At 70.7% G+C, this 18,302-nt stretch carries 16 protein-coding genes; 6 read left to right on the top strand and 10 right to left on the bottom strand.

From position 1 onward, the window contains the following. The first annotated feature begins 159 nt into the window (after positions 1 to 159). Together OH802_RS22165 and OH802_RS22160 are read left to right on the top strand one after the other, a co-directional pair. Positions 160 to 873: a TetR/AcrR family transcriptional regulator gene (locus tag OH802_RS22165; protein WP_406022145.1), complete on the top strand. Its 714-nt coding sequence runs from the start codon at positions 160 to 162 to the stop codon at positions 871 to 873. A gap of 49 nt (positions 874 to 922) precedes the next feature. Continuing rightward, positions 923 to 1,339 carry a VOC family protein gene (locus OH802_RS22160; RefSeq protein ID WP_406022143.1) on the top strand — a complete coding sequence of 139 codons (417 nt, stop codon included), beginning with the start codon at positions 923 to 925 and terminating at the stop codon, positions 1,337 to 1,339. On the opposite strand, the gene OH802_RS22155 is transcribed toward OH802_RS22160, so the two are convergent. After that, positions 1,328 to 2,203, bottom strand: coding sequence for an NAD(P)-dependent oxidoreductase (locus tag OH802_RS22155; protein ID WP_406022141.1), 876 nt, complete (start codon positions 2,201 to 2,203; stop codon positions 1,328 to 1,330). The two genes, OH802_RS22160 and OH802_RS22155, sit on opposite strands and share 12 nt — an antisense overlap. Positions 2,204 to 2,390: 187 nt before the next feature. Between OH802_RS22155 and OH802_RS22150 the strand changes: the two genes are divergently transcribed. Beyond that, positions 2,391 to 3,041, top strand: coding sequence for a hypothetical protein (locus OH802_RS22150; RefSeq protein ID WP_406022139.1), 651 nt, complete (start codon positions 2,391 to 2,393; stop codon positions 3,039 to 3,041). Next, positions 3,038 to 4,237, top strand: a complete 1,200-nt coding sequence (locus OH802_RS22145; protein ID WP_406022137.1) for a PrsW family intramembrane metalloprotease — start codon at positions 3,038 to 3,040, stop codon at positions 4,235 to 4,237. The genes OH802_RS22150 and OH802_RS22145 overlap by 4 nt, the downstream gene beginning before the upstream one ends. 10 nt (positions 4,238 to 4,247) lie before the next feature. On the opposite strand, the gene OH802_RS22140 is transcribed toward OH802_RS22145, so the two are convergent. From OH802_RS22140 to OH802_RS22100, 9 genes are all read right to left on the bottom strand, one after another. After that, the gene (locus OH802_RS22140; RefSeq protein ID WP_406022135.1) at positions 4,248 to 5,066 is read right to left on the bottom strand and encodes a sulfurtransferase; all 819 of its coding nucleotides are present in this window, start codon (positions 5,064 to 5,066) and stop codon (positions 4,248 to 4,250) included. A 12-nt stretch (positions 5,067 to 5,078) separates the two neighbouring features. Continuing rightward, entirely contained in the window at positions 5,079 to 7,373 is a 2,295-nt protein-coding gene (locus OH802_RS22135; RefSeq protein WP_406022133.1) for a molybdopterin-dependent oxidoreductase, read from the bottom strand. Beyond that, a complete protein-coding gene (locus OH802_RS22130) occupies positions 7,370 to 9,043 on the bottom strand; it encodes a dipeptide ABC transporter ATP-binding protein (RefSeq protein WP_406022131.1) in 1,674 nt (557 codons plus the stop codon). The genes OH802_RS22135 and OH802_RS22130 overlap by 4 nt, the downstream gene beginning before the upstream one ends. Before the next feature lie 13 nt (positions 9,044 to 9,056). Further along, positions 9,057 to 9,902, bottom strand: coding sequence for an ABC transporter permease (locus tag OH802_RS22125; RefSeq protein ID WP_406022129.1), 846 nt, complete (start codon positions 9,900 to 9,902; stop codon positions 9,057 to 9,059). A 2-nt stretch (positions 9,903 to 9,904) separates the two neighbouring features. Continuing rightward, positions 9,905 to 10,933 (bottom strand): ABC transporter permease, encoded by a 1,029-nt coding sequence (locus OH802_RS22120; protein ID WP_406022127.1) that lies wholly within the window; start codon positions 10,931 to 10,933, stop codon positions 9,905 to 9,907. 7 nt (positions 10,934 to 10,940) lie between these two features. Further along, positions 10,941 to 12,596 carry an ABC transporter substrate-binding protein gene (locus tag OH802_RS22115; RefSeq protein WP_406022125.1) on the bottom strand — a complete coding sequence of 552 codons (1,656 nt, stop codon included), beginning with the start codon at positions 12,594 to 12,596 and terminating at the stop codon, positions 10,941 to 10,943. Between the two features lie 46 nt (positions 12,597 to 12,642). Next, positions 12,643 to 13,842, bottom strand: coding sequence for an acyl-CoA dehydrogenase family protein (locus OH802_RS22110; protein WP_406022123.1), 1,200 nt, complete (start codon positions 13,840 to 13,842; stop codon positions 12,643 to 12,645). After that, a complete protein-coding gene (locus OH802_RS22105) occupies positions 13,839 to 15,071 on the bottom strand; it encodes an LLM class flavin-dependent oxidoreductase (RefSeq protein WP_406022121.1) in 1,233 nt (410 codons plus the stop codon). The genes OH802_RS22110 and OH802_RS22105 overlap by 4 nt, the downstream gene beginning before the upstream one ends. 122 nt (positions 15,072 to 15,193) lie before the next feature. Then, positions 15,194 to 16,081, bottom strand: coding sequence for a LysR family transcriptional regulator (locus OH802_RS22100; protein ID WP_406022119.1), 888 nt, complete (start codon positions 16,079 to 16,081; stop codon positions 15,194 to 15,196). Between the two features lie 126 nt (positions 16,082 to 16,207). Here OH802_RS22100 and OH802_RS22095 point away from each other — a divergent pair, with 126 nt between their 5' ends. Further along, positions 16,208 to 16,939 carry an alpha/beta hydrolase gene (locus tag OH802_RS22095; RefSeq protein ID WP_406022117.1) on the top strand — a complete coding sequence of 244 codons (732 nt, stop codon included), beginning with the start codon at positions 16,208 to 16,210 and terminating at the stop codon, positions 16,937 to 16,939. After that, positions 16,936 to 18,294, top strand: a complete 1,359-nt coding sequence (locus OH802_RS22090; protein ID WP_406022115.1) for an FAD-binding oxidoreductase — start codon at positions 16,936 to 16,938, stop codon at positions 18,292 to 18,294. Before OH802_RS22095 ends, OH802_RS22090 begins: the two co-directional genes overlap by 4 nt. Positions 18,295 to 18,302: the final 8 nt, after the last annotated feature.

The raw sequence follows: 18,302 nt of genomic DNA, 5'->3' as shown, positions 1-18,302 counted from the left end.
TTCCGGCGTATGCGTCCGGGTACTGACAGGCGCAAACACGCACATCGTGGACATAGCCCGATCGAACTATGTCCAATAGGTCCTATGACTCATATTTTGTAGAGGATAAAGTCCTTTCAAGTCTTCCTTGAAAGTCTGGATGGGAGTTAGATGGGCAACATGACAACTAGGCGTTCTCGGCCCGGCCGCCCTAGGCATGTTCCCGATTCAGGTACGACCTCACCGCGCGACCAGATCCTGGATGCCGCTTCGCGGCTGTTCGTCTCCCAGGGTTTCGCGGCGACGTCTACCCGCGAGATCGCCGACATGGTCGGCATCCGCCAGGCGTCCCTCTACTACCACTTCGCGGGGAAGGACGAGATCCTCGGCGAGCTGCTCCGCCGGTCGGTGCGACCGACCACGGACAAGGTCGAGAAGATCCTCGACCGGGTGCCGCCGCTCGACTACGAGACCGCGCTCTACCTGCTGGTCCTCGTCGACGTACGCACCCTCGCCGACGTGCCGCACAACGTCGGCATGCTCTACCAGCTCCCCGACGTGGCCAAGTGCGAGGTCTACGACGAGTTCCGCAACGAGCACGCGGAGCTGGCCGGCCACTACGCACACCTGGCCGGCGAGATCGCCTCGAAGACGGTCCGCTCGACGGTCAGCCGCAAGCAGCTGGGTGACCTGCTCATCCAGCAGGTCGAGGGCGTGATCAACATGCGCACCGAGGACCCGAACCGTCGGATCCCGTGCCGCGAGGCCTGGGCGATCGCCGCCACCTGCCTGCGGATCTGTGACGTGCCGCAGGAGAAGATCGACGCCGCGGCGCCCATCGCCATCGAGCTGCTCCCGCAGTTCATCGACGAGAAGGTCGTCGAGCCCGCCTGAGGCCCAAAACCCGGTGGACTCGGGTGCGCGCTTAGGTTTCGATGTGGGCATGACCCTCTTCGTCTCGCACACCACCATCGACTGCCACGACGCGTACGCACTCTCGGAGTGGTGGAAGGCTCTGCTCGGCTACGTCGACGTGGAGGGTGACCCGAACCTCCCCGGTCACGAGGAGTGCATGATCCTCGACCCGGAGACCGGTCACCGGCTGCTGTTCATCGAGGTGCCCGGTGAGGAGCTGCCCGCCAAGCGGATCCATCTCGATCTGCGCCCGCGCACCGGCACCCGCGACGAGGAGGTCGACCGGCTCCTCGAGCTCGGCGCGACCCAGATCGCCGACCACCGCGGGAAGTACGGCCCCGGGACCGGCTGGGTGATCTTCGCCGATCCCGAGGGCAACCAGCTCTGCGTGCTGCGCTCGGAGGCAGAGGTCGCCGCCTGGGAGGCACAGGCGTCAGGGGCGTAGCAGCTCATACATGCTGGAGAACCCCTGATCGCCGTGACCCTGGGCGATCCGGCGGTCCATCAGCGACTTCACCTCCCGCATCCGTACGGCCTCGACACCGGTCGACTCCCGGTGCCCGATCAGGTCGTCCATGAGGGCCGCCTGGACGTCGAGCGAGCCGAGGTCGGGGCCGTACGTGCCGCCCTTGATCGCTCCGGCCATCATGGTCAGCAGGCCGGCGTAGCCGTTCAGCGAACCGGCGAGCCGCTCGGTGAACGCCTCGAGGTCCATGCCCTCCCTCTCCACCAGGTTGAGGGTGTGCAGGAAGCCGATCAGGAACTCGTAGCCCATCGCGACCTGGGCGTTGAACTCGACGGCCGCGAACCCGGCGTCGGGCCCGTGGTAGAGGACTGTGCCGAGCTCCCGCAGCGCCGGCTCGGCGGTCTCGAAGGCGTCGCGGTCCCCGCTGAAGGCCAGGGACACCTTGGGTGTGCCGACATCGGGCGGGTCTCCCATGAACTTCCCGTCGACGTACGCCGCGCCGTGCTCGGCCGCCCAGCTCTCGTTGGCCCGCGCCTGAGCGGGGGAGCCGCTGGTCAGGCTGACCAGGGTGTGGCCGGCTGCTGCCTGCCCGACCGACTCCAGGACGTCCTCGACCGCGGTGTTGTCCAGCAGGCTGAGGATCGTCAGCGGGCTGGCCGCCACCGCCTTCGCGGCGGTGGAGGCGACGACCGCTCCCGCGTCGGCGAGCGCCTCGGCCTTGTCGGCCGTCCTGTTCCAGACCGTGGTCCGGTAGCCGCGTTCGAGGTATGCCCGGGCGACCGCCGATCCCATGTTGCCCATCCCGATCACGGTCACGGCCGGGCGGTCGTTGTGTTCCGTCATGGTCCAGCTCCATCTCTCGTCGGTGTGCCTCCATGCTCGAAGATGAAGCCGACTTGAGGTCAAGGGAGTACGACTTCATCGAACCTGCGCCTCGGCGCCGCGCGCTTCACCTACGATGAGCTCGGGTTTCGACAAGCCGTTCGAAATTGACACAAACCGTGTGAAATCGAGCCGACAGGATCTCCGAATGGCGCCTGCATCCGCAGAAGCGACGAGCCCTCCGGCGGCGCCACCTGGATGGGTTCCGGCAGATCGTCGCTGGTGGGGGTTCGATCGGCTGAGCCTGCGCCCGGCCCTTGCCGTCCTGGCGTTCGTGCTGGTCGCGCACTTCGGCCTCCCCGCGATCAATGCCGCGCTGTCGTACGACGAGGTGACGGCGGCGGGTGACCGGATGCTGCTGTCGTCGGGGGTGTCGTTCGCCGCCGCGCCGGGATGGAGCATCGAGTCCGGCATCGTGGAGGGCGACGAGCCCGTGAGCGGCTCGCTGCCCCGGACGACGGTCCTGACTTCGGAGGAGGTCTCCTTCACGGTCACCGTCGGGGCCTTCGACGGCGACCTCCCTGGGCTGATGAGGCAGCTGAAGAAGACGTCCGACGCCACCGGCGGCGGGTTGCACCTCACCGGCGCGCCGCACGGCATCCGCAGCGCCGACGGCGAGGACGGCCTGCTCACGCGATACGGCGGCGTCGGCACGGACGGTGTGCTGGCGGCGTACGTCCACGACGGCACGGGAGTCGAGGTCACCTCGACCGGTCCGGCCGACACCGACCAGGACGTCGCCGTGCAGGTCTCGGCGATGATCCTCAGCGTCGAGTTCGCCGAGGAGGAGGGCGCGTGAGCACCTCATCGTCCGTCGATCTCGCCGCACTCGACCAGGAGCGCAGCGCCGCCATCGCAGCGTACGGCTGGGGTGCTCGTGTCCGCTTCTTCCAACCACGCAACCTCGCCTTCTGGGTCTGGGGTGTCTTCGTGGTGTGGGGTGGTTGGTACAACCTGCAGTCGACGATCGCCGCCCGCTACTACGCGCCCGCGATCGGGCTCGCGCTCGTCGTCTTCGCGGTCTACGGGGCGGTCTTCTGGTGGTTCACCCAGCACATCGACCGCTACGCATCCCATCCCGCGCTCCTGCGGATGATGGCCTTCCTGTGGGGCGGGTTCGCCGCGACCTTCGCGATCGCGCTGCCAGCCAACGACGCGCTGCTCGGCATCTACGCGAAGCTCTTCGGGCAGCCCTTCGCCATGGACTGGGGGCCAGCTCTGGCCGCGCCGTTCACCGAGGAGTGGGGCAAGGGGCTGGGCATCGTGCTGCTCGTCGCGCTGGCTCCCGGCGTGATGCGCACAGCCTACGACGGCTTCGTGGCCGGCGCCTTCCTCGGCCTGGGATTCCAGATCCTCGAGGACGTCCTCTACGTGTCCCAGTCCGCACCGACCCAGTTCGGGGCCAACCAGATCGAGGCATCGCTGTCGACCTTCGCCGTACGGATGGCGTCCGGGATCGGCTCGCACATCCTGTTCAGCGCGATCTTCTGTACGGGGCTGATCTACGCACTCGGTCTGCCTGAGCAGCCGCGCCGTCTGGGTCGCGGGATCGGGCTGATCCTGCTGGCGATGGTGCTGCACGGCACCTGGGACGGACAGGCGGCGATCGTCGCCAGCCTGTTCAGCGGCACTGCTGCAGCCGTCGCGCAGGTGGTGCTGATGGCCGGCCTGCCGTTGATCGGGATCGCCATCGTGATCCAGGTCTTCCGCCTGGCCGTCGCCGAGGAGAGGGCCAGCCTCCATCCGATCCTGACTCCGGAGGTGGCCCGCGGCGTGCTGACCCAGGCTGAGGCCGACGCCGCGGCCGGTGACGGCAAGGCACGCCGGCGCTACCGCACGAGTGGCCATGGGCTGGGTCAGCGCCGCCGCAACCGCCATGTGCTCGAGGCGGTCTTCGACCTCGCCCACGAGTTCGGGCGGTCGGGAGGCGACAGCGACGAGCGGGTCGAGTTCGCGCGCGCCGAGGTCCTCAGGCTGCGTTCCAGACAGTCCTGAGCCCGAGCGGTCAGCCGGTGGCGACCGGGAGGTCGTGGTTGCTCCACTGGCTCCACGAGCCGGGGTAGAGCGCGGCGTCGTAGCCGGCGATCGCCAGCGCGGCGATCTGATGGGCGGCGGTGACCCCGGAGCCGCAGTAGGCCGTCACTGGAGCGTCGGCCTCGACTCCGAGCGAGGCGAACCGCACCCGGAGCTCCTCGGCGGGCAGGAACCGGCCGTCGGCTCCGAGGTTGTCGGCGGTCGGCGCGGAGACCGCGCCGGGGATGTGGCCGGCCTTCGGGTCGACGGGCTCGACCTCGCCGCGGTAGCGCTCGGCGGCACGGGCGTCGAGCAGAAGGCCCTCGTACGCCTCGACCTGATCGAACGGCAGCACGGGCAGGTTGCCCGGGGTGAGCGTCACCGTGCCGGGCGCGGGCACGACGTCGTCGGTGGCCAGCGGGTGCCCGGCGGAGGTCCAGGAGCCGAGGGCGCCGTCGAGGAGGCGTACGTCGGCGACGCCCGCCCAGCGCAGCAGCCACCAGGCGCGAGCGGCGGAGGTGTTGCCGACGGCGTCGTAGGCGACGACGGTGTCACCTTCGGAGATGCCCCACCGTCGGGCGGCAGCCTGAAGGTCTGCGAGCTCGGGAAGCGGGTGGCGGCCGTCGGTGGGCTCGCCGTGGCGGGCCAGCTCGGTGTCGAGGTCGACGTAGACGGCGCCGGGGATGTGGCCCTCGAGGTAGGACTCGTGTCCGGGCGGGCCGCCGAGCTGCCAGCGTACGTCGAGGAGGACCGGGGGCTGGTCGGATGCGAGCGCGGTCGCGAGCTCGTCGGCGTCGATGAGTACGTTCACGGGTGAAGTCTTTCAGGAGAAGGTGGGTGGCTCATAGGCACGCACGGGCGGTGTCGGGCCGTCGTAGCGGGTGACCGACACCAGGACGTGGGCGCCGGTGTTGGACTGGGTCAACGACGACGTCGGCAGGTCGCGGGTGAGCACGTTGACATTGCCGTTGACGCAGTCGGCGATCTGGGGCGCGCTGGGGTCGAACCAGGCGCCGGTGTGCATCTGCGCGACGCCGGGCAGCAGATCGTCGGTGGTGCGTACGCCGGCGAGCAGGCTGCCCTGGGCGCTGCGGACGAGTGCCAGGTCGCCGTCGGCGAGGTCCCTGGCGGCTGCGTCGTCGGGGTGGAGGCGGATCGGCTCGCGGCCGGCGACCTTGGTGGCCTGGCTGGCCTCACCCATGTCGAGCTGGCTGTGCAGCCGGTGGGACGGTTGGTTGGCGAGCAGATGCAGGTCGTACGTCACCGCGGACCGCGATCCCCACCACTGATCGGGCTCGCGCCACTGAGCGTGACCGACCAGGTCGTCGAGGCCGAGGCCGTCGATGGTGGCCGACCACAGCTCGATCCGGCCGCTGGGGGTTTCCAGCGGGTGCTGGCGGGGATCGTGACGGAAGGTCGAGAACGCGGCGTCGCGATAGAGGTCCTGCGGCAGAAGGAGTCCACCGGCGGCCCAGAACTCCTCGAACGGTGGTGCGTCGTCCGGCGTCGTCGGCAGCTCGCGCCAGTCCTCGTAGAGCCGGCGCAGCCACTGCCCGGAGGTGAGCCCCTCGTCGACGTCGGCGCCCAGGCGACGGCCGAGCTCGCCGTAGATCCACAGCTCCTCGCGCGCCTCGCCGGGCGGCTCGGCCGCCTTCGGCATGGTCCGCAGTCTGCGGTCGCCGGCGCCGGCAGCCAGATCGGAGCGCTCCAGGGTCGAGGCGACCGGGAGGACGATGTCGGCGTGCCGCGCGGTAGGGGTCCAGTGGGTCTCGTGGACGACGAACGTCTCCAGCCGGGCGAACGCGCTGCGCAGCCGGCCGAGGTCCTGATGATGGTGGAACGGGTTGCCGCCGGCCCAGTAGGCGAGCCGGATGTCGGGATAGGTCAGGACCCGCCCGTCGAACGCGAACGACTCGCCGGGGTGGAGCAGCAGATCCGCGATCCGGGCGCACGGGATCAGGTCGGCGACCGGGTTGATGCCCTTGGGGAAGGTCGGCAGCGGCACCGGTGCGACCCCGATGCCGTAGTCGCCCATCGACCCGTAGCCGTGCGTGAACCCGCCGCCGGGCAGCCCGATCTGGCCGAGGAACGCCGCGAGAGTCAGCGCCGCCCAGACCGGCTGCTCGCCGCGCTCTCCCCGTTGCAGGGCATAGGCGACGTTGACCAGGGTGCGCCCCGCCGCCATCTCGCGGGCCAGCCGCCGGATCCGCTCCGCCGGGGTGCGGGAGATGGCCGCGGCCCACTCAGGCGTCTTGGGCATGCCGTCCGACTCGCCCCGGACGTAGGCGCGGACCTGCTCGGCGCCGACCGTGTGGGTGGCGAGGAACGCGTCGTCGGCGAGGCCCTCGACGACGAGCACGTGGATCAGCGCCAGGATCACCGCGGTGTCGGTGCCCGGCATCACGCCGACCCACTCGGCCTCGAGACCGCTGTAGGCGTCGTCGCGCTGCGCGCTCAGGGAGACGACGCGGGTGGTTGCGCCGGCGCGGTTCGCGGCGGCGGTGCCGAGGTGGCGGTCGTGCCCGCCCGGGACGACCCAGGTGTTGGAGCGCCGCAGCCCGCCGAAGGTCACCAGCAGGTCGGTGTGCTCGGCGATCTGCGGCCAGGAGACCGGTCGCGAGCGGAGCTCGGTCATCGCCGCCCGCCCGATCAGGTGGGGGAGCAGCACCAGGCTCGCACCCCGGCTGTAGTCGCTCACCGAGCGGGTGTAGCCGCCGATCCGGTTGAGGAACCGGTGCAGCTGGCTCTGCGCGTGATGGAGCCGCCCGGCGCTGCTCCAGCCGTAGGAGCCGCCGAAGATCGCACTGTTGCCATGGGCGTCGACGATCCGGCTCAGCTCACCCGCGAGCAGGTCGAGCGCGGTGTCCCAGCCGACCTCGACGTACGTCTCGTCGGGGGAGCCGCGGCGTTCGCTCGGCCCCGGACCGCCCTCGAGCCAGCCGCGGCGTACGGCCGGCCGGAGCACCCGGCTGCGGTGACGGTGACCGGTCACCACGTTCCCGATGGCGGGGGAGGCGTCGGGGTCGTCGGCGTGCGGCCGGGCCGCGACGAGCTCGCCGTCCGGACCGACGTCGACTTCGAACGTGCCCCAGTGGGCGCTGGAAGAGACCGTGCTCATGCGGTCTGCGGTATCGGCCGCTCGGCGAGGTCCTGGCCGGGGATGGCCGCGACCAGCTCGCGGGTGTAGTCGGTGAACGGCCGGGACAGCACTCGGTCGACCGGGCCCTGCTCGACGATCCGGCCGCGGTTCATCACCGTGACAGTGTGCGCGATCTGACGCACGATCGCCAGGTCGTGAGAGACGAAGACATAGGTCAGCCCCAGGTCGGCCTGCAGACCGAGGAGCACCTCGAGGATGTCGGCCTGGACGCTGACGTCGAGCGCCGAGGTCGGCTCGTCGAGCACGATCACATCGGGCCGCAGCACCAGTGATCGTGCGATCGCGACCCGCTGCCGCTGCCCGCCGGAGAGATTCGTCGGGCGCCGGTCGAGCAGCCCCTCGTCCAGGCCGACCGCGGCCAGCGCCTCCCGTGCCCGCTCGTCCCGCTCCCGTCGCGTGCCGACCCGGTAGCGGTCCAGGGGCTCGCGGATGATGTGCCGGATCCGCCAGGTGGCGTCCAGCGAGGTGAACGGGTTCTGGTAGACGAGCTGGAGGTGGCGACGTACGTCACGGAGGTCCGCGTGGGTCCGGTGGCTGACCGTCTCACCGTCGACCAGCACCTCACCGGCGGTCGGCTGTTCCAGACCGAGCAGGAGGCGTACCGCGGTGGTCTTGCCCGACCCGGACTCGCCCACGAGCGCGTGGGTCGTGCCGGGCGCGATGGTGAAGGACGCCTCCGAGACGGCTGGCAGGTCCTGGCCCTCGACGGTGAAGGTCTTGCCGACCTCGCGGAACTCGATCTTCGGACCGGCCTGGGCCGGGTCTGCGGCGAGGGCGCGGTCGCGCAGGTCGGCGTAGCGGCCGGGGTTCAGGGCGGGTACGTCGCCGTGCAGCTTGCGGGCGTAATCGGAGGCCGGGGCGGCGAAGACCTGCCGGGTGGGGCCGGCCTCCTGGACGCTGCCGTCCTTGAGTACGACGATCTCCTCGGTGCGGTCGGCGGCGATGGCCAGGTCGTGGGTGATCAGGAGCAGGCTGATGCCGCGCTCCTCGCGCAGCCCCGAGAGCAGGTCGAGGATCCGCTTCTGGATGGTCACGTCCAGTGCCGAGGTGGGTTCGTCGGCGATGATCAGCTTCGGCTCGGGGATGATCGTGAGCCCGATCAGCACCCGCTGCAGCATCCCGCCGGAGAGCTGGTGCGGGTAGGAGTCGAAGACCCGCCGCGGGTCATCGAGACCGACCCGCGCGAACGTGTCGAGCACGAGTTCGCGTCGCGCTGCGCCGCTGTGCTTGTTCGCGCCCTGGTCGCCGTCGAGGAGCCTGGTCGCCTCCAACGCCTGCGAGCCGACGGTACGCACCTGGTTGAGCGAGCTGGTCGGGTCCTGCGGGATGAACCCGAGCTCGCGTCCGCGCAGCGGCCGGAAGCGCCGCTCGGGCAGGTCGAGGATCTCGCGGCCGGACAGACGCACCGAGCCGGTGGCCCGGCCGAGGTCGCGGGGGAGCAGCCGCAGCACCGAGCGGGCAATGGTGGACTTGCCGGAGCCGGACTCGCCGATCAGCGCGAGGCTGGAGCCCTCGGCGAGAGCGAAGCTGACGTCGGTCACCACCTGGGTACGCCCGTAGGAGACCGAGAGTGACTCGGCGGCCAGCAGTGGGGCGGGCGGCTGTGATGCGGAAGGGCTGTTCGTCATGGGTGCTCCGAGGTCAGGCGGGCCGCCGCAGCCAGCGGCTGACGCGGTTGAGGGCGAGGACCGTGGCGACGATGACCGCGGCGGGGGCGTAGATCATCCACGGGGCGAAGGGGAACTTCTCCCCGTCGGCGACGAGGCGGCCCCAGTCGGAGGCTGGCGGCGGGTCGCCGTAGCCGAGGAACGCGAGCCCGGCGATGACCAGGATCGCGACACCGAACTGCAGCACCGCCAGCGGCACGATCGAGCGCGAGGCGTTGGGCAGGATGTGGGTGAGCAGGATCTGCCACCGTGAGCCGCCCTGCAGGTAGGAGGCCTCCACGAACGTCGCCTTGCGCACCTTGATCACCTCCGCGCGCATCACCCGGGCGAAGACGGCCACCGCGACCACCCCGGTCGCGATCGCGGCGTTGACGGTCCTGAACCCGAGCGCGGAGACGATGACGACGGCGAAGAGGAATCCGGGGATCGCCAGGAGTACGTCGACGAGCCGGGCGAGCACGGTGTCGACCCAGCCCTCCAGGAACCCGGCCAGCAGGCCGATCAGGCTGCCGGCGAGGACCCCGATGGCCACCGAGATGAGCGCGGAGCTGACCGAGGAGGCCGAGCCGTGCACGACCCGGGCGAAGAGGTCGCGGCCAAGGTCGTCGGTGCCGAACCAGTGGGCGGCACCGGGACCGAGGAGCTTCTCGGTGGGTACGCCGGCGGCCGGGTCGTGGCTCGTGAAGAGCCCCGGCGCCAGCGACCAGGCCACGATGATCGCCAACCACAGCAGCGAGACGGCGACGGTCGGCGGGACTCTCCTCAGCGCGGTGACGCGGGAGGCGTCGACAGTCGGCTTGGACAGGGTTGCGACGGTCATTCTCAGCCCGCCTTCGTGGTGGAGAGGCCTGACGGCGCGAACGGACCGGGGGTGCGGCCGGGCGCCGGGACGGTCGGCCGCGTGCGCGTCTCGGCGAGGCGTACGCGTGGATCGAGCAGCGGGTAGACGAGGTCGGCCACCAGGTTGACCACGACGAAGACCACCGCGGAGAGCGACACCACGGCCTGGAGCACCGGGGTGTCCTGGGTGGTCACCGACTGCTGGACCAGGCTGCCGAGCCCGTTGCGGCCGAAGATCTGCTCGGTCAGCACCGCTCCGCCGAGCAGCTCGCCGACGATGAGCGCGATGACGGTGACCACCGGCAGCGAGGCCGGCTTGAGCAGGTGCCGGACGAAGAGGCCGGCCTGGGTCAGGCCCCGGGAGCGGGCCACCGTGGCGTACTCCTGGGCGGACTCGTGGTCGAGGTTGGCGATGATCACCTCGGCCAGCTGAGCCGAGACCGGGATCGCGAGAGTGAGCGCGGCGAAGAAGGTGCCGACCGGCGTCTCGGAGTCGATCACCGAGAACAGGTGCAGCTGGAAGGAGAAGAAGATCAGCACCAGCAGCCCGACCACGTAGTTGGGCACCGAGAGGAACAGCGACGGGAACGCCCGCAGCAGGTCCCGCCCGGCCCAGCGGGGCAGCGCGTGGGCGCCGTAGCCGACCGCGAAGGCCAGCACGAGCGCGATGGCGAGGGCGGTGCCGGCCAGCGAGAACGTCGAGGCCGCGACCTGCCCGATCATCGGGGCGACCGGCAGGTTGGTGCGCAGCGAGACGCCGAGATCTCCGGTCAGGAAGCGGGACAGCGACTCCCACAGCTGCACCAGCACGGGCTGGTCGAGCTTGTAGTAGGACACGATCTGGTCGACCTGCTCGGGCGAGAACCCGTTCTCCGGGTTGTTGAGCATGTTGGAGACCGGGTCGCCGGGCAGCACGCTGATCACCAGGAAGGTGGCGATGTAGGCCAGCAGGATCACCACGACCGCCTGGCCGACGCGCCGCAGCACGAATGCGGGGTAGGAGCTCCTCATGACGCGCTCACTGGATGGTGGCCGCGGCGAACTTCGCGAACGCCGTGCTGTCGGTCTGGACGCCCTTCAGATCGGGGCTGGCCAGGAGCGGCCGCTGCACGATCTGGGTGATCGGCACGTAGTAGGCCTGCTCGAGCACGTGGCGCTGCAGCTCGGCCAGGTCGGCGTCGCGCCGGGTCGGATCGGTGGCGACCCGGATCGAGTCGCGCAGCTTGTTGATGGTGGCGTCCGCCTCGCCGATGCCGAACCAGTTCTCACCGCTGTCGGCGTCGGTGAACACGTTGGCGGCGGTGGAGGCGTCACCGATCGAGCGGGTGACCTCGTAGGCGGCCACGTTCGGTGCCCCGACGGTGATCTTCTCGCCGTACGTGATCACGTCGTACGTCTGCACGCTCACCTTGAAGCCGAGCTTGCCCAGCTGGGTGGCGATGAGCTGGTCGACCTGCTTGGAGGTCGGCAGGTAGGGGTTGGAGTAGAGGGTGAACTCCAGCTTCTGGCCGCCCTTGGCGAGGATGCCGTCCGCGCCCTTCGCATAGCCCGCGTCCGCCAGCAGCTTCGCCGCGGCTTCGGGGTCGTAGCCGAACTCCGCGGACTGGTCGGAGACGCCGGGGACGGTGTCGTTGAAGAACGAGGTCGCCGGCTTCCAGTCGGAGGTGTAGACGGTGTCGATGATCTCGCCGCGGTCGATGCCGTGCTGGACCGCCTGGCGCACCTTCAGGTCCTTGAAGACCGCCGTCTTGGTGTTGAGCGCCCAGCCGAAGGCGAAGCCGAGGTAGACCGGCGTGTGCACGCTGAAACCCTGGCCCTTGAGGTCGGAGATCTGCTGCGGCGTCGGGTTGTAGGCGACCTGGGCCTGGCCCGACTGCACCGCGGCGGTGCGTACGGCGGCGTCGGGGCTGACCTTGTAGGTGATCTGTTCGATCTTCGCCGGGCCGGTGTTGCCGAGCGCCTCGGGCCCCCAGTCGTAGTCGTCACGCTTTTCCAGCACGACGTTGTCGTCGGCCTTCCAGGACTTCACGACGTACGGCCCGGAGCCGTAGTTGGTGGAGAGCTCGGCCTGCTCCTCGGCGGTGCCGGCGATCGCCTTGGGCGCGAACAGCGCGCTGCCGGCGTAGCCGAGGGTGGGGATGAACCCGAGCGTCGGGGCCGAGAAGCTCACCTGGACGGTCGTCGCGTCGACGGCCTTCGCCCCTGCGAACGTCTTGGGGAACAGGCTGATCGGGGCGATGCCCTGGTCGGGCTGGCCCTTGGCCCAGTAGTCGAGGTTGGCCACCACTGCGGCAGCGTCGAGCGGGTCGCCGTTGGAGAAGGTCACCCCCTTCTTCAGGTGGAGCGTGAAGGAGGTGTAGTCCTCGTTGTTCTCCCACTTCTCGGCGACCCAGGGAGAGATCTCGCCCTGGTCGTCGACGTAGACGAGCTTGTCGTAGATCTGGCTGAAGACGTTGCCCTGGAAGCTGGAGATCGACGCGCCGTTGGGCACCCAGGAGTTGCCGAGGGAGTCGAGCAGGAAGGTGAGCTCGCCGTCGGCGGAGGCCCCGGAGGAGGCGCTGCCGCAGGCGGTCAGCGAGGCCGCGGCGGTGGCGGCGACCGCCGCCAGGGCGACCTTGCGGCGCCAGGAGCCGAGGCGGGCGCGGCCCGCGGCGATGCGTCGATCGATGTTCATCTGGGTTCCTTCGGTGGTGTGCGTGACGTGTGCGAGGTGGGGTGACTCACGCGCGGAGAACGCGTCGGCCGGCCTGGACGAGGGCGAAGTCCTCCTGCGGCGGGTGCACCCGGATGCAGAGGGCGTCGCGCAGGTGGCGTTCGAGACGGTTGTTCCGCGTCAGGCCCGGGTTTCCGAGCGCGGCGACCGCGGTCTGGGTTGCCGAGACGACGGCCCGGGCGATGGCGACCTTGATCACCGAGAGCTGGGGAAGGACCGTGTCGTCGCCGGCCTCGAGCCGGCGCAGGGTCCCGTACGCGAGGGTCTCGGCGGTCGCGATCTGCAGGTCGATCTCGCCGGCGACCGCCTGGATCCGCTCGGTCTCGGCGATCGGCCTGCCCAGCGCGCTGGGCACCCGGGTGCGGGCGAACTCGGCGAACGCCGACCGTGCCGCGCGGGCCACGCCGATGTAGAGCGCGGGATGGGCGAAGCTTCCGGGGCCGGCCGTGGCGGCGGGGTCGCGGTAGGAGCCGTCCGGCTGGCGCGGGATCTCCCGGAAGGCCTCGTACGGCACCTCGACCCCGTCGTAGACGACGTCATGCGTGTTGGACGCGCGCAGGCCGAGATGGTCCCAGGTCTCGACCCAGGTGATGCCCTCGGCGTCCCCAGGAACGGTGACGTGCCCGACCCGAGGCCGGTGTGACGGGGTGTCCGGCTCGTCGGCGGTGACCCAGACGCTGTGGTAGGTCAGGGCGGTCCCTCCGGTGGCGTACGCCTTGTGACCGTCGAGACGCCAGCCGCTCTCGGTGCGGGTGATGGTGGTCTTCGGGATCCCGCCGCGTGCCGGGGCGCCCAGCTCGGGCTCGGCACGGATGGCGTTGACGAACGACGGCTCCCGGAGCGAACGGCGCAGCAGGTCGTCGTAGTGCTCGGCGTACCAGCCGCCGAGCTCGGCCTGGGCGGCGTGCGCCATCAGGGTGTTGGTGACGATCAGGGCCACCGACGGGTCGCCCTCTCCGATGGCCTCGACGATCCGTACGGCGTCGATGGTCCCGACTCCCGGGCCGCCGTAGCGCTGGCCGACGGTGGCGGTCACCAGGCCCGCGCGCCAGGCGGCCTCGAGGCCCTTGGCCGGCACCTCGCCGGAGCGGTCGTAGTCGGCGGCGTGCTCGGCGATCTCCGCTGTGACCTGGGCGAGCGCGGTCTCGGAGAGGTCCGGGACGGGGAGGTCGTACGTCCTCTTGCCGGTGTCGTCGGTTGCGGTCATGCGCCAGCACCCTCGAGCGCCGCGGCCTTGTCGGCGGCGGCGACGAAGTCGTCGCTGTAGTAGCCGAGGTGCTCGGACTGGAGCGTGCCACGGCGGCCGGTCGCCTCGCGGTGGGCGATCTCCTGGCGCACCAGCGGGAGGACGTACTTCCCGTAGTCGGCGGCGTCGGCCAAGGTGTCGTAGCCGCGGATGGAGACGAGGTCGACGCCGGCGTCGACGTAGTCGAGGATCGCGGCGGCGACGGTCTCGGGGCTGCCGACCAGGGCGGTGGAGGCACCCTGCCCGCCGGTCGCGGCGGCGGTGCGGGTCCACAGCGCGCGGTCGTAGCGCTCGGAGGCGCCGGCGAACTCGAGGGCGCGCACCGAGCCGATGTTGGTGGCCTTCGACTGGTGGCGGCGGGTGAAGTAGGCGGCCTTCTCGTAGGTCGCGCCGATCTTGCCGATGTAGTCGTAGGCCTTCTCCCAGGCCTGCGCGTCGGTGGCGGCGACGATGGGCCGGAAGGTGACCCAGATGCGCGGCTTGGGCCGGCCGGCGGCGGCCGCGATCGCGTTGACCCGGTCGATCTCGGTGCGCAGCTCGGGGAGCGGCTCGCCCCAGAAGGAGAAGATGTCGGCCTGGGTGCCGCCGATGTCGAACGCCTCCTGCGACTGGCCGCCGATGGAGATCGGGATCGGCTCGCCGGAGTAGGTGGCGAAACCGGGACCGAAGTCGTCGAACTTGTAGAACTCGCCCTCGTGGCTGAACGACTCCTTCTCGGTCCAGGCTCGGCGCAGCAGATCGATGTACTCCCCGGTGCGGGCGTAGCGCCGCGGTTTCGGCTCGTAGTCGCCCTGGCGGTGCTGCTCGTCGTCGGAGCCGCCGGAGATCAGGTGGACGACCGCGCGGCCCTGGGTCAGCTGGTCGAGGGTGGCCAGCTTCTGGGCCGCGACCAGCGGGAACGTCGTGTTGGGGCGCAGCGCGACGATCGGCCTGATCCGCTCGGTGAGCGTGCCGACGGCCGCCGCGGTGATGAACGAGTCGGCCGAGTTGGAGCCGTAGGGGAGCAGCGTGTAGTCGTACTCCTGCTCCTCCAAGGTGGCCACGTAGCGCTTGAAGTAGCCCAGGTCGATCCCGTGGGGGACCTTGACCGGGTTCAGCTCGGTGGACGGGTTCAGGTGCGAGAGGCTGATGAACTCGACCTTCGGTGATGCTGTCGCCGGGATCTGGGCGTCGAAGACTGGGGTGGTCACGAGGGGTTCCTTCCGGGGCGCACGGGTTCAGTCGAGAAAGTTCACTGACTTAGTTGTCAATGCTGGGGTGCGGGAGCCGTGGCGTCCAACAGGAATGTGGGATGTGAATCCTTCGCGCTGGCTTATGCGTTGCTGATCAGGCGCAGCGGTGGGGTGGCGGCGAGGAAGTCGCGCCCCGTGGCCAGCGCTGTTTCCTCGACCGCCTCGTCCAGGCCGCGCCGGGCGATCATCCGCAGGTGGGCGGTGCCGGCGGCGGGCAGGCTCGAGCGCTCGACGACGCCCTGCGGTCGGCCGCCGATGCCGGGTAGGAGGGCCGTCCCGAGCCCGGCGCGCACCCCGGCCAGTACGCCTTCCAGCGTCGTCGAGGTGGCGGTCACCTCGACCTGGTGGCCGGCCTCGGCGAGCAGCGCCAGCGCGCGCTCGCGCAGTCCGCACGGCTCCTCGAACGCGACCAGGTTGAAGGTGTCGGCGGTGGTCGCGGTGGAGACCGTGGTGCGGCTGGGGGATGCGTACCAGTGGAGGGGGAGGAGCCCGACCTGGTGGCCGGCGGCCTGGCCGCTGGGGTCGAGGACGAAGGCGAGGTCGACCGACCCCTTGGCCACCGAGTCGTAGAGCTGGGTCGAGCGGCCGATCTCGAAGCGGGTGCCGGTCTCGGGGAACGCCTGGGTGAGCGCGTGCAGGAGTTCGGGGAGCATCTGCTCGACCGCGTGCTCGACGCAGCCGACGGTGATGGTCGTCGGGTTGGCGACCTCCAGCAGTGCGAGCGAGGCATCGTGGGTGGCGAGGATCTTGCGCGCCTCGACCAGCACCCGCTCCCCGTCGGGCGTGAACCGCATCGTGCGGCCGTCCTTCTCGAAGAGGCGGCGCTTGAGGGTGCGCTCGAGGAGTCGTACGTGCTGGCTCAGCGCTGGCTGGCTGATGTGTCTCACCGCGGCCGCCTTGGTGAACCCGCCGCTCTCGGCGATCGCCACGAGCGTACGCAGGTGCTCAATGTCCAGCGAAATACTCATATATCTAGTCTGCGCCCTCGGCGACGTTTGTGGAGGGACCTTCCAGATACCGATCACGATCGGCGATGGATCAGGTGAGCAGATTGGTCTTGGACGCGACCGGCCGGTCGCGTCGAGCATGGTGGCATGACTGCCACCGTCGTGACCGACCTGCCTCACAGCTGGGACGAGCCCGAGGGGGTCGCTCCTCGCGGCACCCTGATCCTGCTCACCGGAAGGGGAGAGACCGCGGCGACGTACGCCCGGTTCGGCCGCCGCATCTCCGCCGACGCGTACAAGGTGCGGGTCGCGGAGGTGGACCTCGGCGACCTGGCCGCGGCCCGGACGGCAGTCTCGGAGCTGGTGGCCGATGAGGCGCTACCCGCCCCGAAGGTGCTGGTCGGCTCCGACACCGGCGCCACCCTCGCCGCGCTTCTCGTCGGCGAGCTGCCGGTCGACGCCGCCGTCATCGCCGGTCTCGCGCTGCCCGGCGCGAGCGGCGATGTGGACGCGGCGTGGGAGGACGAGCTGGAGGTACGCAGCGCCTGTCCGACATACCGCGGGACCATCTCCGCCGACACCGACTTCGCTCGTGGCGCCCTGGCCGGAACGTTGCCGTGGGACGAGGTCTCGCTGAGCGTGCCCGGCGTCCCACTGCTGGTCGTCCATGGTCGCGAGGACCGGGTCACCCCGGTCGGCGATGCGCTGAAGCCGTGGGTCGGTGCGGGGACGGTGGAGCAGCACGTCGTCGAGGGCGGGCGCCACGACATCCTCAACGACGTCACGCACCGCTCGGTCGCAGCGACCGTGGTGCTCTTCCTCGAGCGTCTCAAGCTGGGCGCCGACCTCCCGGTGATCGTGCGGCAGGTCGGCCGGTGACCCTGCCCGCCCGGTTCCTGGCCGAGCTCACCGCGGCGGTGCCGACGGCCTCGACCGAGGAGTCGTCCCGTGCCGCGGTCGCCGTCGACCGCTCCGGGATCGTCGCCGAGGGAGTGCCCGACGTGGTGGTCCGTGCGAGCACGGTCGGAGACGTCCGGGCCACGCTCCGGCTGGCCTTCGAGCACGGCGTACCCGTCGTGCCCCGTGGCGCCGGCACCGGACTGGCCGGGGGCGCGGTCGCCGCGCCGGGCACGCTCGTGCTCGATGTGAGCGGCATGAACCGGATCGTCTCGCTCGACCCGGTCGACCAGATCGCCCACGTCGAGCCCGGGGTGATCACCGCTGATCTGGACCGGGCCGCCGGTGAGCACGGGCTGCGCTACGCCCCGGACCCGGCCTCGGCCGCGATCTCGACGATCGGCGGCAACGTCGCCACCAATGCCGGCGGGCTGCGCTGCGTGAAGTACGGCGTCACCCGTGACGCCGTGCTCGGTCTCGAGGTCGTGCTCGCCGACGGCACCCTGATCAGCACCGGCCGGGCAACGCTGAAGGGCGTCGCCGGCCTCGACCTCACCGGCCTCTTCGTCGGCTCCGAGGGCACCCTCGGCGTGGTGGTCGGGGCGACCGTACGCCTGCGGCCCCTCCCGGAGCGGACCCTGACCGTTGCTGCTTCATTTGCGGGAGTGGAGGCCGCTGCCCGGGCCTGCGCTGCTCTGGCTCACGACCGTCGCGATCCGGCCATGCTCGAGCTGCTCGACCAGGCCACGCTCCAGGTCGTCGACGACGCCCAGGGGACCGCCTACGCCCAGCGCGGCGGCGCCCTGGTGATCGCCCAGGCCGACGGCCCGGCAGCGCAGACCGAGATCGAGGCGATCGCCGAGGTGCTCGGCAAGGAGGCGACCTGGATCGAGCAGGGCGTCGATGAGGAGGCCTCGGCGCGGCTCGTTGCGGCCCGCCGTCTCGCCCTGCCCTCCATCGAGACCAAGGGATCGGTGCTGATCGAGGACATCTGCGTGCCCCGCTCCCGCCTGGCCGAGGCGTTCGCCGGTGTGGAGGAAGTGGCCCGGCGCCGCAACGTACGCATCTACTCCTTCGCCCACGCCGGCGACGGCAACCTGCACCCGCTGATCGGCTACCCGGCCGGCCCGGTGCCGAAGGAGGTCATCGCCGCCGGCGACGACATCTTCGGCATCGCGCTCGACCTCGGCGGCACCGTCACCGCCGAGCACGGCATCGGCCTTCTCAAGCGCTCCTGGCTCGCCCGCGAGGTCGGCCCCGAGGCGCTCGGCGTGCATCGCGCGATCAAAGCCGCCCTCGATCCGCGCGGCATCCTCAACCCCGGCAAGGGCTACTGAGCCGGTGG

It is taken from the genome of Nocardioides sp. NBC_00850 (genome assembly GCF_045207335.1).
In the GTDB taxonomy this organism is placed as follows: domain Bacteria; phylum Actinomycetota; class Actinomycetes; order Propionibacteriales; family Nocardioidaceae; genus Nocardioides.
This window is presented reverse-complemented; position numbering and strand designations above follow the sequence as displayed.

Excerpts from the sequence above, each read along its gene's own strand:
- OH802_RS22160 (WP_406022143.1), top strand. The coding sequence starts at position 923 with ATGACCCTCTTCGTCTCGCACACCACCATCGACTGCCACGACGCGTAC.
- OH802_RS22115 (WP_406022125.1), bottom strand. The coding sequence starts at position 12,596 with ATGAACATCGATCGACGCATCGCCGCGGGCCGCGCCCGCCTCGGCTCC.
- OH802_RS22095 (WP_406022117.1), top strand. The coding sequence starts at position 16,208 with ATGACTGCCACCGTCGTGACCGACCTGCCTCACAGCTGGGACGAGCCC.
- OH802_RS22135 (WP_406022133.1), bottom strand. The coding sequence starts at position 7,373 with ATGAGCACGGTCTCTTCCAGCGCCCACTGGGGCACGTTCGAAGTCGAC.
- OH802_RS22100 (WP_406022119.1), bottom strand. The coding sequence starts at position 16,081 with ATGAGTATTTCGCTGGACATTGAGCACCTGCGTACGCTCGTGGCGATC.
- OH802_RS22165 (WP_406022145.1), top strand. The coding sequence starts at position 160 with ATGACAACTAGGCGTTCTCGGCCCGGCCGCCCTAGGCATGTTCCCGAT.
- OH802_RS22130 (WP_406022131.1), bottom strand. The coding sequence starts at position 9,043 with ATGACGAACAGCCCTTCCGCATCACAGCCGCCCGCCCCACTGCTGGCC.
- OH802_RS22120 (WP_406022127.1), bottom strand. The coding sequence starts at position 10,933 with ATGAGGAGCTCCTACCCCGCATTCGTGCTGCGGCGCGTCGGCCAGGCG.
- OH802_RS22155 (WP_406022141.1), bottom strand. The coding sequence starts at position 2,203 with ATGACGGAACACAACGACCGCCCGGCCGTGACCGTGATCGGGATGGGC.
- OH802_RS22110 (WP_406022123.1), bottom strand. The coding sequence starts at position 13,842 with ATGACCGCAACCGACGACACCGGCAAGAGGACGTACGACCTCCCCGTC.
- OH802_RS22150 (WP_406022139.1), top strand. The coding sequence starts at position 2,391 with ATGGCGCCTGCATCCGCAGAAGCGACGAGCCCTCCGGCGGCGCCACCT.
- OH802_RS22125 (WP_406022129.1), bottom strand. The coding sequence starts at position 9,902 with ATGACCGTCGCAACCCTGTCCAAGCCGACTGTCGACGCCTCCCGCGTC.